The 15,724-nt window shown below is 58.7% G+C and carries 10 protein-coding genes and 2 pseudogenes; 2 read left to right on the forward strand and 10 right to left on the reverse strand.

All coding sequences use genetic code 11. The annotated features are described in order from the left end of the window. Positions 1 to 100: 100 nt before the first annotated feature. From P3G66_RS31295 to P3G66_RS31305, 3 genes and pseudogenes are all read right to left on the reverse strand, one after another. Positions 101 to 537 (reverse strand): annotated as a pseudogene (locus tag P3G66_RS31295) (transposase); the annotation flags it as partial. Positions 538 to 540: 3 nt separating this feature from the next. After that, complete coding sequence (locus P3G66_RS31300) at positions 541 to 1,116, reverse strand: class F sortase (RefSeq protein ID WP_276117827.1); 576 nt, start codon at positions 1,114 to 1,116, stop codon at positions 541 to 543. A gap of 364 nt (positions 1,117 to 1,480) precedes the next feature. Beyond that, on the reverse strand, positions 1,481 to 3,205 hold the full coding sequence (locus tag P3G66_RS31305) for an acetoacetate--CoA ligase (protein WP_276117828.1): 1,725 nt from the start codon (positions 3,203 to 3,205) through the stop codon (positions 1,481 to 1,483). Between the two features lie 463 nt (positions 3,206 to 3,668). Between P3G66_RS31305 and P3G66_RS31310 the strand changes: the two genes are divergently transcribed. Next, positions 3,669 to 4,658: an LLM class flavin-dependent oxidoreductase gene (locus P3G66_RS31310; RefSeq protein WP_276117829.1), complete on the forward strand. Its 990-nt coding sequence runs from the start codon at positions 3,669 to 3,671 to the stop codon at positions 4,656 to 4,658. 256 nt (positions 4,659 to 4,914) lie between these two features. On the opposite strand, the gene P3G66_RS31315 is transcribed toward P3G66_RS31310, so the two are convergent. The 5 genes from P3G66_RS31315 to P3G66_RS31335 form a co-directional block, all read right to left on the reverse strand. Beyond that, the gene (locus P3G66_RS31315) at positions 4,915 to 6,600 is read right to left on the reverse strand and encodes an ATP-binding protein (protein WP_276117830.1); all 1,686 of its coding nucleotides are present in this window, start codon (positions 6,598 to 6,600) and stop codon (positions 4,915 to 4,917) included. Then, entirely contained in the window at positions 6,575 to 7,369 is a 795-nt protein-coding gene (locus P3G66_RS31320) for a response regulator (RefSeq protein ID WP_276117831.1), read from the reverse strand. The genes P3G66_RS31315 and P3G66_RS31320 overlap by 26 nt, the downstream gene beginning before the upstream one ends. 374 nt (positions 7,370 to 7,743) lie before the next feature. Then, positions 7,744 to 9,534: an AMP-binding protein gene (locus P3G66_RS31325; RefSeq protein ID WP_276117832.1), complete on the reverse strand. Its 1,791-nt coding sequence runs from the start codon at positions 9,532 to 9,534 to the stop codon at positions 7,744 to 7,746. Positions 9,535 to 9,543: 9 nt separating this feature from the next. After that, on the reverse strand, positions 9,544 to 11,016 hold the full coding sequence (locus P3G66_RS31330; protein WP_276117833.1) for an aldehyde dehydrogenase family protein: 1,473 nt from the start codon (positions 11,014 to 11,016) through the stop codon (positions 9,544 to 9,546). Then, positions 11,013 to 11,933, reverse strand: coding sequence for an oxygenase MpaB family protein (locus tag P3G66_RS31335; protein ID WP_276117834.1), 921 nt, complete (start codon positions 11,931 to 11,933; stop codon positions 11,013 to 11,015). The genes P3G66_RS31330 and P3G66_RS31335 overlap by 4 nt, the downstream gene beginning before the upstream one ends. Before the next feature lie 105 nt (positions 11,934 to 12,038). On the opposite strand from P3G66_RS31335, the gene P3G66_RS31340 reads away from it, so the two are divergent. Next, positions 12,039 to 12,641: a TetR family transcriptional regulator gene (locus P3G66_RS31340; RefSeq protein ID WP_276117835.1), complete on the forward strand. Its 603-nt coding sequence runs from the start codon at positions 12,039 to 12,041 to the stop codon at positions 12,639 to 12,641. 316 nt (positions 12,642 to 12,957) lie between these two features. On the opposite strand, the pseudogene P3G66_RS31345 reads toward P3G66_RS31340, so the two are convergent. Continuing rightward, positions 12,958 to 13,855 (reverse strand): annotated as a pseudogene (locus P3G66_RS31345) (nitronate monooxygenase). 10 nt (positions 13,856 to 13,865) lie between these two features. Beyond that, the coding region (locus P3G66_RS31350) for a 3-hydroxyacyl-CoA dehydrogenase NAD-binding domain-containing protein (protein ID WP_276117836.1) at positions 13,866 to 15,724 on the reverse strand (1,859 nt) is incomplete at its 5' end.

Below are 15,724 nucleotides of genomic sequence, written 5' to 3' on the forward strand. Positions count from 1 at the left end.
GGATCGGAAACATACTGATGGAAACTGGCCGAAACACCGTTGGCGAGATAGACCCTATCGGTGAACCATCAGGTTCGCAATCAACGAGTCATGTTGTAGGTTATGCGGTTTCGAGTTCGGGTGTCGAAAGTTTGGTCGTCGCTTTGTGGGTCGCGGCTCGTTTCTTTGCGTCAATGACGTCTCGTAGTTCGTCCATGCTGGCGTCGGAGACGTAGCGGCGGGTGACCTGCTATTCGTCGTGGGATTCGATGACCACCGCCGTCACCAAACGTAGGAATGCCACCGGGTTCGGGAAGATTTCGACTACGTCCGCTCGGCGCTTGATTTCCTTGTTCAGTCGCTCTATCGGATTGTTCGACCAGATCTTCTGCCAATGCGCCTTCGGGAACCCTCGGAACGCGAGTACGTCTCTTTGTCGCTGCGCATCATCGTGGCGACTTTCGGAAACGACTCATACAACGTGTCGGCGACTTGATCCCATTGCTGCGCAACTGCATCGGGTTCGGTGTGCGCGAAGGTCGTCTTGATTGTCGCCATAGCTCACCCTGGCACTGCGGTGACCACAAGGTTCTGTTCATACGTGAAGCCTGACGGCAACGTGGGGTCAGGCACCCTTGCACCACCACAGGAGACGAGAACCAACCGCGGCGCACCCACATCAGAGAAAACATCCGCCGGCAACGCAGCCTTCTCATACAGCGCCAAACTCGCTGCGTGATAAACGAACATTGATCCTGAATCATCCGTCACGTAAATCGGTGTGCCCGGTTTTATCTGGTGAAGCGGCCACAACGCTCCATGTGTACGAACTCCGTCATCCATATGCCCAGCGACGAGATTCGTCCCCTCGACACCGCCGAACTGCACTGTGTTCGTAAAATGAGAAACCTTGTCCGGACGCGGAAGAATCATCTCTCCCTGCAGTCCCAATCCACTCGTAACGATGTCGGCTCGTACGTTCAGATCTGGAATCGCAAGCATGTCGGCAGGTAAATCGACAGGAGCTGGATCCCAGATCGCGCCCGGGTCCGAAGTAGTGCCGATCTCGAACGAAGCATCGGGCACCGGCGCACTGAGAGGCTCCCCGGCGGCACTCAACCCGACGTAGATCAACACCAACCCAGCCGTGAGAAGAGTCAAAAAGAGTAGGGCCAAGGGGAGAGCATGCCCAATCCGACGCTTACGCTCCGATTGCAACACGCTCTGCCCCATAGCCTTTCGATCTCAGGTCAGGAATTCGCTCGTGGGCTCCCACCCGCTTCACGACTTGACCTTCACACTGTGCCAACTTCTACCGTCCCAGACATGGGAACAACTATCACGAACGTGCGTGTCTCTCACTTCGTACGAAGCGTTTCCCGGCCTCATGGACAGGCATGGCCATTCCCAAACCGCTCCAATGCGAAACTCGCGTACCAACGCAAGATGTCAGCGTCATCGACGGAGGCAAGATTGACTGCCTCCTCCAGGGGAGTCCCGGTCACAACTTTTTGATCGGGACCTCGAGCCGCTTCCCATTAAGGGTTCGCGGCACGGCAGGTGCCTCCACAACCTCGTCGGGGACATGGCGGGGCGTCAGTCTGGTCCGCAGCGTTTCTGCGATCTTTCTTTCGAGTTCGTCGTCGAGCATGTATCCCGGCGCTGGGACGACGAAGAGGCCGAGCCAATATCCATCGTCAGGCTGATCGACCCCGATCACCAGAGTCTCGGAGATCTCCGGCATTGTGTCGAGCACATCGTAGAAGTCACTGCTGCCCAATCGGACACCCTGTCGATTGAGCGTTGAGTCCGAGCGACCATGGATCGTCACTGTGCCGTCGGAGTGCACTGTCACCCAGTCTCCGTGCCGCCATGTGCCCGGGCAAGTGGCGAAATACGAGTCGGTGTATAGCGTCGTATCAGGGTCATTCCACAGGAAGATTGGCATCGAGGGCATCGGCTGAGTGATCACGAGATCCCCCACCGTGTCGACGACGGGGGTGCCGTCGTCGCGCCACGCCACACAGTCGACACCAGCGAGCCGTCCACCGATGCGCCCCGCCCGGACTGCGGCGTACTCGTTGGCGCCGACAAACGAACCCGAGATGTCGGTGCCGCCGCTGGTCGAATCGATCCGCAAATCTGAACCGACGTGTTCTAGCACCCATTGGTACCCGGCTGAGGGCAGGGCAGAACCGCTGACCATCAGGTGCCGCAGCCTGCTCAGGTCGTGCTCGTCACGGGGCGAGATTTCGGTGCTGGATGCCGCGCTCACCACCGCGGCCCCGAGTAACAGGACGTCTGCGCGGGTGCGCGCCGCGACCTCCCAAACCGCTCCTGCGGGATATCCCGGGTTCCCCTCGTACAGCACGATGCTTGCACCTTGAGTGAGTGCGCCGAGTTGCATGTTCCACAACGCCCATCCTGTCGAGGTGTAGGTGAACATCCGCTCGCCTGGTCGCAAACCGCAATACAAGCCGGACCACTTCGTTCCTTCGAGGACAATTCCGCCGTGTCCATGGACCAGCCCTTTGGGCAGGCCGGTGGTGCCGGAGGTGAACAGCACCCAGAGCGGATGGGAGAACTCGACTTGCTCGAACTCTAGTGGTGCGTCCTGGGCGAGTAGCTCTTCCCATGGGATCGAGCCCTCGGGACGGGGTCGGTCGAACACGTACGGGACGTGCACGAGGTGCCGCAGCGTCGGGAGGCTCTCGCGTAACTGTGCGACGACGTCGCGGCGGTCGATTTTCTTACCATTCCAGTGGTAACCGTCTGTGGAAATCAGCACTGTAGGTTCGAGCTGTGCCAGACGGCCGATAGTGCCATCGGGCCCGAAATCTGGGGAACAGCATGCCCACACTGCGCCCACGGTGGCAGCAGCGAGTACACCGATTACAGCGTGTTCAGTGTTCGGCAGGTAGGCGCCTACACAATCGCCTGAGCTCACGCCCGCGCGCCTCAACCAACCGGCCACCGCCCCCACCGAGCGCCGTAGCTCCGCGAAGGTGATCTGTCGGGCAGGCAAGCCGCCTTCCTGAACGCAGACCAACGCCGTCGTATCGTCGGCGCCCCGACGTAGAGTCTGTTGCGCCCAGTTGAGCCGTCCGCCGGTGAACCACCGGGTGTGCGGCATCCGATCTGGAGTGCGCACCTGCGTCCACTGAGCCGAAAATTTGACATCGTAGTAGTCGACGATAGATGTCCAGAACCGGTCGAGATCCTCCACCGACCACGCCCAGAGGGCGTCGTGGTCAACAAACGATCGTCCCTCACGTTACTCAAGCCAATTCAAATACTCACGGAGAGCGGACTTTTCAATCCTATCCACGCTGGGGATCCACAAAATGTCGGGTTCTTCCCCTATTTCGTCAAACATACGATGAACGAAATCGGGGGAGCTGTGTTCCATGCCTTTAAACATATTCGGGTGCTGCGGTTCTGAGTGCGAGATGAAACGAAGGTTGATAGAGCGTTGAGGTTTGATTGAGAACGCATTGATCAGGCCTGAATACGGTCGGACACCGTGTCTGTGTAGATGCCGCCCCGAACACTTAACACATCCAGCTGGAATTCTGCTCTCGCCAATTCCAGCCGGGCTGCAACACCTGACACCCCGTCCGGTGCGTCAGCACAATCGCATCTTTTCAAGGCTGGACGGATCGCCATCGACATTGTGAGGAACCCAACCGATGAAGCTAGCTCTCTATCTCCCAAATTTCCGCGATCATGTGACCCTGAAGGAGCTGGAAGACCTCACCGCACTCGCAGAGGACCTCGACTTCGACTCCGTGTGGACGCTCGACCGGATTGTCGTCCCTGAGTCCTCGGACCGCGCGGAGCTGCAATATCCGTTCGGAATGATGGCTGACTTACCCAACGGCCTTCCAGTCATTTCTCGGGGCAAATGGTTTCAAGGTATGACCCTCATTCCGTGGCTCGCAGCCAAAACTCAGAAGGTGCGAATCGGGATGAGTATCATCGACACCCCGTACCGCTCCCCCGGGGTCCTCGCCGCAGAGCTCGCCACCCAGGAACACCTGTCGAATGGCAGGCTCAACGTCGGAGTAGGGGCGGGCTGGATGCCCGAGGAGTTCGCGGCCGCCAGCGTCCCACACCTGTTTCCGCGCTGGCATGGTCACGTGCGAGAGACGATCGAGATCATGCAGGGCATCTGGTCCAACGAGCTGTTCGAGTATCATGGTGAGTTCGCAGACTTCCCGCTCTCCGGCTTCGGACATAAGCCGGTCCAGAAGCCCGGACCGCCGATCTATTTCTCGGGTCTCAAGGACCCGAAGCGTTCGGCCAAACGGATCGCGAAGTACGGGCTACAAGGTTGGATCGGCATCCAGGACTCCCCTGAAGACATCAAGCGGTGGAGGGCTGAGATGAAGCGTGAACTGGACGAAATCGGCCGGGAATTCCCTGCCGGCTTCGACATGTGCAGCATGATCTGGTTCGCAATCACCGACGAGCTGGTAGATCAAAGCCCAGCGGGCAAAGCCACCAATCTGTTGGTAGGAACAGCTCAGCAGATCGAGGACAGGCTCAAGGCTTACAAAGAGGCAGGCATGACAATGCCCCTCTTGTGGCCACCGTTCAGGGACGTCCCGACCTCGAAGACCATAGATGACCTCAAGCGTTTGACCGAGGAAATCATGCCCAAGGTCAACGCGAGCTGAGCTGTAGCTGATTCGATCGGCATTGCTGCTCGCACAGTAAGACACGAACGGAGCCCGCAGATTTCGGGGTCGTGCAGCTACCGGGCGCGCGGGAGCGGTCCACTCGGGCAGTGGACCGCTCCTTTTGCACCTCCGGGACAAGCACTTCCAAGGACAAGAGAGTATGTGCCCTCACAACTTCAGCGTCTTAGCCGAATCTGACTTCGTGTCCCTGACCGCCGAACGTCGCGCATCGTTGCCTCTCGACCCGAAGCCCTCACCGTGTGTGATGCACCGCGTGTGGAAGATGCACAGTGAAGACGGCACCACCGTCGTCGGAGTTGCGGTCAACAATACGACCGTTCATCGCGGTTATCAGACCATGTGCGAGCATCAGACCGAGACCGTAGCCATCAACCGGGGCTATTGGGGTGCTCATGCCGTCAGCCCGGGCGAATGGCGTGAACATCCGTGGCAAGAAGGCAGCCGGTATGCCCGGTCCGTCGTCGATCACTTCGAGGACGATATCTCTTGCTCTCGTTTCTGCGGCGACATACACGTTGCCTGCAAGGGGACCGTATCTCAGTGCGTTTCCTACGATATTTATGAGCACTTGACGTAGCCGGCCACGGTCGGCGAAGACTCGAACATCAGGACCGATCGAAATATGAATCGACACATCGCGTTCTGCGATAAGTGATGATAGAAGCTGTACGGTTTCACGGACGGCTCCTGCGAGTTCGACAGGTTCGAAGCGCAGCGGAAGTACCCCTGCCTCCGCCCGACTGATATCGAGTACACCGGTTACCAATTCTAGTAAGTGGTCGGCCGCGAAATTGATCCTCTGGAGTGCCTCCTGCCGCCGGGATTTGTCGAGGTCGAGGGTCGACAGCAGTTCGGTGAACCCTTTGATTGCCTGCAGCGGTGTACGGATTTCATGACTGACTGACGTCAGAAGCGCAGACTTGGCGTTGCTGTGATCCTCGGCGATCTGCCGTGCGACATCGGCTTCACGGCGCGCTCTCTCCGCTGACTCGACGGCGAATCGTTCAGTGAGGTCTACGAGATTGAGCGTCAGCCGAGACGGAGTGCCTCCGAGGCTTCGAATGACCGATATCGTCGCCTCCACATCGCGAAGGCTGCCGTCCTTACTCCGGAGAACCATTTGCCTTGTGCTGCAGTTCGTTCGAAACGCCGCCCGTTCAGTCTCGATGAATGCTTCGGCTTCAAAGCCGAAATGCAGTATTTTCTCGAACGAACACCCGACCAATTCGTCGCTGGGATACCCGCTCAGGCGCGTGAAGGCCAGATTTGTCCGCTCGAAGGTCCTGTCGAGTGCAAGCAATGCCTCTCCGGCGGCATTGTCTTCGAAAGATCTGCGAAACAGTTCTTCGCTTTCCACCAAGTCGCCGAGCAGCCTACTGTGTTCGATCGCTACCGACGCGAGGTAAGTGAATCGTCTTACCAAACGGCGTTCGCGAGAATCCGGAGTGTGTGGTTCGGCGTGATATACCGCAAACGTACCAACGGTCGCGCCTTGTGGATCTGATATCGGTGACGACCAACATGAGACGAGCCCGAATTCCGTTGCCAGGTGGCGATAATCGACCCACCGTTCATCGATACGAACATCTACAGCCACTACAGGTTCACCCAAAAAGGCCGCTGCGCCGCAGGACCCGGCCCGGGGTCCGGGTTCGAGTCCATCGATGGCCGTGAGGTATGCGGTGGGCAAATTGGGGGCAGATCCGTGGCGAAGCGTCGCTCCAGTCGAATCGAGGAGAAGAATGGAACAACGCGCATCGCATATGAAGTCCTCCAAAGAGGTGATGATCGCGTTGAGAGTTCTTTCCAGAGGAGCTGCGGACGCGACCAATTCGAGCACCTCCACCTGTCTCTGTAAGAGGACGGACGCGTCGGCAATTTCCAATACCTCGTCATCGAGGGGCTGCGGTTGAGTCATCTGTGCTCAGCTCGAGACCGATGAGACATCGAATTGGTAACCCACACCTCGGACCGTACGAATCAGCGGGGGGCACAAGGTCTTTGCCTAACTTGCTCCGCAACCGATGCACGTGCTCGGTGACGGTGGCTTCGCCTAACCAATCCGTAGAACGCCAGACCGCACTCAGAAGCTGATGACGTGTGAACACCTGGCGAGGGTGAGTTACCAGGAATACCAGCAGATCGAACTCTTTCGCTGTCAGCTCGATCCTAGCCCCCGACACGGCGACTTGGCGGCTTGATGCCTCGATCTGAAGTGCTCCGATCGAGAGAACATCGAGGCTGGTGGAATTGGCCGTCCGGCGAAGCAGCGACCGTACACGTGCCACCAATTCCATTGGAGAGAAGGGTTTCACCAAATAGTCGTCGGCACCCAGATCGAGGCCGACGATGCGGTCAGTCTCGCCGCTGCGTCCCGAGAGGATGATGACCGGCACATCACGGGGAACATTGGCCTTTCCTGTTCGGACTGCTCGGAGAACATCGAGACCTCCCAGTGCCTGTAACGACAGGTCGAGCACAACCAACAAGGGAACTTCACGCGACATGATGTGTAAAGCTGTGGTGCCGTCCTCGGCCTCCACCACGTCGAATCCCGAATCCTTCAGTTGCCAGCGCACGACAGTGCGAATGCCGTCATCGTCATCGACGACGAGGATTCGGCGCCCGCCGCCCCCGGCATCTGCGATGAAGTCGCCGCGGGCGGTATCGTCCAAGGAACTTGTCATGCTCGACACCTAACACAGATCAATGCATCCTAGCTAGGGCCGATACTGCGAATCGCAGGTCGCAGCGCCAATCTGTTGATGACCCGTTGATAGTCGTGTACGTCGAAACTTCCAGGTAATCGTGGCGGAACACCCGCGCCTGGAGAACGCGTCTTCCCGTAGCTCAGGCGAAGCCCGCCTGAGGCGCAGCAATGTCCGACCTCACGCCCCGAGAAAAGGAGCACCGACGACATCGGTGACGACTTCCAAGACCGCTGACGACTGGAAGCGCACCGCATGACCCGCTGAGGAACTACGAATCAAGCGGTGCATCTGGTGTCAGGCGGCCGGACTCTTCAACCGAGTGGCAGCCAACCGGATATAGATCGTTGTGGCTAAGTCGATTCCGATTCGTACAGAGCGTCGATATGAGTTGCGTACTTCTCGGAGATCGGTTTGCGACGCAATTTCATCGTAGGCGTCAGTTCATCTCCCCCCGCGTCCCAAAAGTTGTCCAGCACGCGATATTTTTTGACCTGTTCGACACGTGAAAGTGTCGTGTTGCCAGCCTCGACGCCAGCATCGATCACCGCTCGTATTTGTTCGTTCTCGACAAGTGCCGCGAGGGAATGATCGCTCAACCCCAGCCGATTGGCTAGCGCGGTAATTGCATCGGAGTCGAGCGCAAGGAGCGCGACGTTGTACGGTTTGCCGTCGCCGATGACCGCAACTGAGCCGATCAGCGGGCACGCGGCTTTGATCGCGTTTTCGATGTTGGCCGGCGACATGTTCTTTCCGGCTGCGTTGATGATGATCTCCTTTTTCCGGTCGACAATTCGAACGTAGCCGTCGTTGTCGATGGTCGCGATATCGCCGGTCCGAACCCACCCAGAGGGGGCAACCGCTTCCTTCGTCAACTCCGGCGCGTTGCGGTAACCGCCGAAGCAGACGGGGCCACGGACCAGCAGTTCACCGTCGTCCGCAAGCTTTACCTCGTTGCCGGGGAGGGCAATTCCAACTGTTCCCAAGCGGATGGCGTCGGGTGGATTCATCGTGCCGATGCCAGTTGTTTCAGTCATGCCCCAGACTTCGACAACCTTGATCCCGATCGCGAGAAAAAACTCCAAGGTTTCGGGAGAGATAGGGGCAGATCCGCAGATCGAGACGCGCGCATGATCGAGACCGATCGCAGATCTCAGACTGGAAAGAATTTCCCTGTCCAAAACCGCCCAGTCAGCCAATTCGGCGGCCGACATTTCACCTCCGCGCAGTGTCGTCCGAGCATGACGTACTCCCACCTCGATTGCGTGGTGCGTAAGTGTCTGTCGTTCCCGATCTGTGTCGGCTTCGATTTTGGCTTCGAGTGCGCCTCGGAACTTCTCCCAAACCCGGGGGACTGCGAACCATATGGTCGGCCGAGTATCGAGGAGGGCTGGAAGAATCGCCTTCGGATCTTCAACGTAGGTGACTTGCATGCCGAGGATCGCCATCCAATAGAGACTCGAAACGCGGTCGGCGATGTGGGCCGCCGGCATGAACGAAGTGATGCGGTCACCGAACCGGATCGGGATCACCTCGTTCAAACCACGAGCTGCGGCAATGACATTGGCATGCGTAATCCGGACGGCTTTCGGATTGCCGGTGGTTCCTGAGGTATAGATCAGCGTCACCGCGTCATCGGGCTCAACGCTGCGCCAGGCACTCTCGAAATCGAAATCGGGCGCCGTCATACAGGCCACCTGTTCCAACGTGTGGTCGGCACCGATCGCGGTGCCGTCGACGGACACGATGCTCTGGAGCGGTGAACCGCTTGCCGTCACTGCATCGAGCATGTGTTCCTCGCAGATCATGATCTGTGCGCCGGAGTCTTCCAGGATGTAGGCGAGTTGCTCGGGGGACGATGTGTTGTACACCGAAAGGGTTATGGCTCCGAGATGCATTGCAGCACTGTCAATTAGTGCGAACTCCGGCCGATTACGAATCATCAGTGCAACGACGTCTCCGCGGCCGACGCCGAGGGCATGTAGACCGGATGCCAGACTCCTGACCCGACTGTCGTATGCGCTCCATGTGACGCTGACGGTGTTCCCTGGTGTCCGAAACGCAACAGCTTCCGGGTCAATCTGTCGGGTGTGTTGGAATGCGGCGCAGACGGTGGAGGCTCCGCTACCCAAATCTCGAGTCATGCAATTTTCCTAACGTCCGTGAAGCGTGTGGATGATCCGTGGCAGCAGTCGGTTGATCCATCCAGGTCTCCGGAAACTGAGAAGCTTGATTCCGGGGATCGGAAAGCGTTGAGTGGCAATAGATCGTGTGCGAGTGAATTCACGCAGTCCTTCCTGTCCGTGGATGCGCCCGAAACCACTGTCTCCGCGTCCGCCGAGTGGAAGAGCCGCGATGGCTGCAAATCCCAATACAGAGTTGATCGAGACTTGACCGGTGTCGAGCATTCGCGCAACAGCAGTTCCACGACGCCGCGAGAACACCGATCCGGCAAGACCGAAGCCAACATCGTTGGCAAGGCGCACAGCTTCCTCCGGAGAGTCGACGGTAGTCACCGTGACGGTGGGACCGAACGTCTCTTCCTGGATGGCGACCGAATGATGCGGCGGATCGAGCAGCACGATCGGTGTGATGTAGCGGTCTCCTATGCTGTCCATTCCGCCTATCACGGGACGAGCGCCGTCGTCGATTGCGCGAGTCACGTGGCGACGGACTATCTCGATCTGACTCGGCATCGTCATCGGTCCGTACGCCGAGTCCGGCTCCGATCCGGGCTGCAGACCGTCAAGAGCAGCTGTCAATTCCGCAAGGAACTGCTCTCGTACGTTCCGTTCGACATAGACACGTTCGATGCCGACGCATGTTTGGCCACCGTTTCCCATGGCGCCGAAAGCGATTGCGTCCGCAGCTGCTCGAAGGTCGGCGTCCGCCAAGACAATTGCAGCGTCTTTGCCTCCGAGTTCGAGAACGACTGGCACCAACTGTTCAGCGCATGCTGTCATCACTTTGCGTCCGGTTGCCGTCGACCCGGTGAATGCCATCTTGTCGATGCCTGCGCGGCACAGGTGCGCCCCGGTATCGCCGTTGCCCGTTATCAGTGACAGAATGCCCTCTGGCGCTTGAGGGTTGGCTCGCGCAAAAGCGTCAACATACAGTCGCGCAACTGTTGGTGTGTACTCACTTGGTTTGAACACGACGGTGTTTCCGGCGGCGAGCGCGGTCGCGATAGAACCGTTCGGGGTGTACAGCGGATAATTCCACGGCCCGAGTACCCCTACGACGCCGAAGGGAAGGTGCTCGACATGCGCCGAGAAGTTGCTCATCAACAATCCAGGCGAACGGGTCTCTCGCCGCAGGATCTTTCCGGCGTTCTTGGCCGTCCAGGTTATGTGTTCCAAGGAGAGCAGTAGTTCGAGTGCCGCGTCCGGGCGCGGTTTGCCATTCTCTCGATGGAGCAGGTCGATGATTTCAGACGCATGTCGGGCCAAGTAACGCCGCCAGGCAAGAAGACATGCCCGCCGGCCGGCGAAACCTTGCTCGCGCCACCATATTCCGGCATCGCGTGCGAGAGCAGTCGCCGACAGCACCTCTTCCTCGGTCATGACAGGGACAGATTCGATGATTTCGCCCGTCGAAGGGTCGAGAGTATCTATCAGTGTTGTCATTTCGTGGCCTCGATGGCAGTCGTTTTGGGGTGAACAACCCGAGGGCGGTGACCAAGGGTAGGTACATCGAGCGGCTTGGGGTGCCGGGCACCGAAGTGATCGGACCACGAACGGTGGGGCCGATGGGGCCGTACACTCTGGAACGCGAGATAGGCCCCGGCTACCGGCGGTACGACCTTGCTCAACAGCGTCGGCGGCGCCTCAAGCCGGTGGATTCGTCGCAGGTTGTCATCGAACATCGCCAGGAGAAGGTTGTCTGCGAAATGGCGGGTAGGGCCCGGGAACCAGCGGTCCTGCCAATCAAGGAAGAGTTGATCTACCAGGGCTCGGCCGCCTTCGGTGTAGCCGTATTTGTTCTCGTACTCGAAGATCCAGGCAAGAAACGCATCTCGAGTCGGAGGAATTTTCAGTCCCATGCGCTCGCCCACATTGCGCCAGAAGAAGTAGCGCGACACTCGCTCGTTGTCAGTGAAGATATCGAGCCCGAGATGCTCGACGATCCGATCGGGCTCGAAAGCTAGAGAACCGAGCGTGTAGAGCTTGTCATCGTCGGTGATGCCGAACCGTGAGTGAATCTGTTCCATGCGGTCGATGATCGATCTGCCATACGCGCTGGAGTGCCCATGTCGCATCATCTCACCGAAGAAGAGCAGTGTGTCGTCGTTGCGTTTGCGGACATCGTGGATCATGTCTCCGGTTCCCTTCCGGTACACAACCCGAGCGATCGACGGAATGGCTACTTGGCGTGCGAACGCGACGGTGTACGCCGCGTGGGCGAAGACGGCGTCGCCGTATCGCACCTCGAGGCTGAGGTGGATAGCTTCCTCGTTCTCGAGCTCTGGATCGAGTTCGTCGATCCGCCGTCCGACCGCTCGACCCGTGACCAACCGACGGGACATAAATGCAGCATCTGACATCGCTTGTTCCTCCGCTGTAATTCGCTGGAAGTCGCCCCAAAACTGACACGGCGGCGTTTCAGTTTCAGAATGCATGTAAGAACGGATTCGTGTCAAGATGCATTCATGACAAATGTCGTACGTCCGTACAAAGGAGTGGCCGCCGAGACTCGCCGACGACAGCGACGCCAGCAATTGCTCGACGCGTGTCTTGATGTGGTCGCAGAGTCAGGCGTTGCAACTATCACCGTGGAAACGATCTGCAACAGGGCGAATCTGTCAAAGCGCTACTTCTACGAAAGCTTTCGTGACCGCGACACCATCCTGGTGGCAGCCCTCGACGAAATATTCAGGCCCCTAGGTGACAAACTTGCGAAGCAGTTTGAGCCACACAAGTCAGCCGATGACCGCGTCGCACTCACGGCCTCGACCCTGGTCGAAATACTCACCGCAGACCCGAGGGCTGCCTACCTTTACATTTCAGCTGCAGGAAACCCCGCACTGGAATCTCGCAGACGGCAAATTGTCGATGACTTCACGCCACTGCTCATGCGCGAAATTCTCAACGCCGATCCGAACAACCACAAAGCTATAGCCACCACAATCGTCATGGTTGCCGGAACGACAGAGTTACTTGACCGATGGCTTCGTGGCAGCCTCCCGTTTACGCGGAAAGAATTCATCGACACCCTGCAGACCATCGGATTGAAGCTAGCCCACTCGGATTGAACCTCAACCGAACCAGGGGAAGCTTCCCTTCCCCGCATTCGTACTAGACGGAGAACGACCCGCGCGAGATCAGAGCGCCCATCGCAGGACTACTGACCATATGCCGCTGGAAGGTCCAAGCCTCACGAAGCATCTGGTCCAACTGCGAGCCAGAACCGTCGAGAGATGCTGAGCCGCAGTATCTATTGAACAAGCCATCACGACTGCAAGACTCATTCGCCGACCACCACACTCCACGCCGGAGTGAGCGGCACGCCCATTCCCACGATTAGTGCTCGCTCTACTGGAACTTCGCGGTCGCTACACTCAAAACATCTCACGCCTCGGTCACTGTGCGACAAACTCCTCGGCGGCCTCCGGGATGTCATGAATCAACCCCTGAACCATCTCTTAGACAGTTCTACCTCGTGCTCCCGCAACGAGATCATGCACATCCTCGAATTCTCCACCACTATCGAGAATATCGACGACCTGTTTGCTCACCTCATTGAGCGAGACGCGAGCCATGTTTTGCGCAAAGAACGGAAGATCAACACTGTATCCCGCTCACGCGCGTCGACTATGCGCTGCTTGATGTCCTCATGAATAGGTGATTCGCGGGTACACATGAAACGCGTTCCCATGTTAACGCCATCGGCGCCCGGCACGGGTGCTGCTGCGAGACCACGGCCGTCGGCGAACCCACCCAAGGCAATCATCGGGATCATCAACTCCCGTGCCGCTGTCGGGATCAAGACAGCCCGGGAATGTCATCCTCGCCTCGATGGCCTGCGCATTCGAATCCATCGATACTGACACCGTCAACGCCGACCGTCTGAGCCTTGATTGCATGTCTGACGCCTGGTGCGCTTGTGCAGGACTGTCACACCGCGCTCCTTGAACAGTGACATATGTGGCTCGGGATTCGAACCCGCAGTCTCTACAACGGTGACGCCGGCGCCAATAATGGCTCGCCGATATTCGTCGTACGGAGGAGGCGTGATTGCCGGCAAAATCGTCGTGTTGACCCCGATCGGTTTGTTTGTCAGCGCCCGTGCCTTTTCTATCTCGGTGACGAGATCCGCGGGCGTCGGCTGCGTGAGTGCTGTAATCATACCCAGGCCACCGGCCTCGGAGACTGCGGCCGCCAATTCGGCACGCCCGACCCACTGCATCCCGCCCTGCACGATGGGGTGCTCGACCCCGAAGACCTCTGTGAGGGCAGTCTTCAGCATGCTCTTCCCGCTACTCGTAGATTTCGCCACGCATAGCTTTGGCAACCAACGATTCCGACGGCTCGAAATGCGTCCCGTATCGGGCCGCCAGTTCACGCGCGCGACTGACGAACCCTTGAAGTCCGCCCGCGTAGCCGTTGATGTATTGCACGACTCCACCTGTCCACGTTGGGAATCCAATTCCAAGTAGCGACCCGATATTTGCATCCGCGACTGTGTTCAAGACACCTTCGTCAAAGCACTTGACAGTTTCGAGCGCTTCGGCGAACAACATGCGCTCCTGAATATCGGCGAACGGGATCTCCGTCGGGCCGGCACTGAGTTCCGCGGACAGCTTCGGCCACAGTCCTACACGCTTACCTCCGGCGTAGTCGTAGAAGCCGGCACCCGTCGAGCGTCCCTTACGATCAAGTTCCAAAACGAGGCGGTCGACAACTCGTTCGCTACCGTGAGGTGTCCAGGTTCCGCCCTCGTCAAGAACAGCGTCGCGCGTTTCCTCACGCAGCTTGCGTACAAGGGCCAGGGTGAGCTCGTCGCACAGTTGCAATGGGCCGGCCGGGTAGCCCGCCTGCAGCGCAGCCTGTTCCACCGTCGCCGGGTCGACGCCTTCGCCAATTGCTGCGATGGCTTCGTTGACGAACGTCATGATGACGCGACTGGTGAAGAAACCTCGGCTGTCGTTGGCAACGATCGGTGTCTTACCGATCTGTTCGGTGAAGTCGAAGACCTTGGCGATCGTGGAGGGGGAAGTCTCTTCACCCGCGATAATCTCCACGAGCGGCATCTTGTCCACAGGTGAGAAGAAATGAATTCCGATGAAGTCGCCGCGACGCTGCACCCCCTTCGCTAAATCACGGATGGGCAGGGTCGAGGTGTTCGATCCCAAAACTGCATCGGGGCAAACGTTTTCTTCGATTTCTCGGAACACCTTGTGTTTGAGATCAACGCTCTCGAATACGGCTTCTACGACGAAGTCGACGCCAGCAAAGTCCTCGGCGCTGTCCGTCGGGGTGATCCGTGCAAGCAGGGCATCCGAATGTTCCTGCGTGGTCTTGCCCGCAGAGAGCGCCTTGGCCTCGATCTTCTCCGCGTAGCCCTTACCCTTCAACGCCGCTTCAATGCTCAGGTCCTTGAGGACGACGTCGATGCCTGTGCGGGCCGACACGTACGCGATTGCCGCTCCCATCATGCCTGCGCCGACGACGCCGACCCTGGCGGCGCGAAACTTGCCGAATCCGTCAGGGCGACTGGCGCCGCGTCCGATGGTCTGTATATCGAAGAAGAATGCTTTGATCATGTTCTTCGCGACCTGACCGGTGACGAGGTGCACGAAGTACCTCGTCTCGATCAGTGACGCCGTGTCGATGTCGAGCCCGGCACCTTCGATGGCCGCTGCGAGGATTGCTCTCGGTGCGGGCAACGGCGCGCCCTTTAGCTGCTTGCGCAGATTCGCGGGAATCGCTGGCAGGTTCGTTGCGAACGACAGAGTCGACGCATCGCCACCGGGAATCCGAAAGCCTTTGCGGTCCCAAGGCTGAACGTGCGCCTCCTGATTCGCTGCGATCCAGGTCTTGGCAGCGGAAATCAAATCTTCGCGGCTGTCGACGACCTCGTCGATCAATCCAAGCTCGACTGCTGCGCCAACCTTCAGCCGGCTTCCGGTCAGCAGCAGTCTCGTGAGTGCAACCTCGATACCGAGCATCCGTACGGTCCGCACGATACCGCCGGCACCAGGAAGCAGGCCGAGCGTGACCTCCGGTAGCCCTACAACGACGCCTTTGCCATCCCAGGCGATCCGATGGTGGGCCGCTAGGTGTTGCGGGTACGGACGTTGTTGACGCGGGATTGAAGTAGACGGGCTGGTCCTCG

The sequence above is a fragment of the Rhodococcus sp. C3V genome (assembly GCF_029269915.1).
In the GTDB taxonomy this organism is placed as follows: Bacteria; Actinomycetota; Actinomycetes; order Mycobacteriales; family Mycobacteriaceae; genus Rhodococcus_F; species Rhodococcus_F qingshengii.

Excerpts from the sequence above, each read along its gene's own strand:
- P3G66_RS31310 (WP_276117829.1), top strand. The coding sequence starts at position 3,669 with ATGAAGCTAGCTCTCTATCTCCCAAATTTCCGCGATCATGTGACCCTG.
- P3G66_RS31315 (WP_276117830.1), bottom strand. The coding sequence starts at position 6,600 with ATGACTCAACCGCAGCCCCTCGATGACGAGGTATTGGAAATTGCCGAC.
- P3G66_RS31320 (WP_276117831.1), bottom strand. The coding sequence starts at position 7,369 with ATGACAAGTTCCTTGGACGATACCGCCCGCGGCGACTTCATCGCAGAT.
- P3G66_RS31325 (WP_276117832.1), bottom strand. The coding sequence starts at position 9,534 with ATGACTCGAGATTTGGGTAGCGGAGCCTCCACCGTCTGCGCCGCATTC.
- P3G66_RS31330 (WP_276117833.1), bottom strand. The coding sequence starts at position 11,016 with ATGACAACACTGATAGATACTCTCGACCCTTCGACGGGCGAAATCATC.
- P3G66_RS31335 (WP_276117834.1), bottom strand. The coding sequence starts at position 11,933 with ATGTCAGATGCTGCATTTATGTCCCGTCGGTTGGTCACGGGTCGAGCG.
- P3G66_RS31340 (WP_276117835.1), top strand. The coding sequence starts at position 12,039 with ATGACAAATGTCGTACGTCCGTACAAAGGAGTGGCCGCCGAGACTCGC.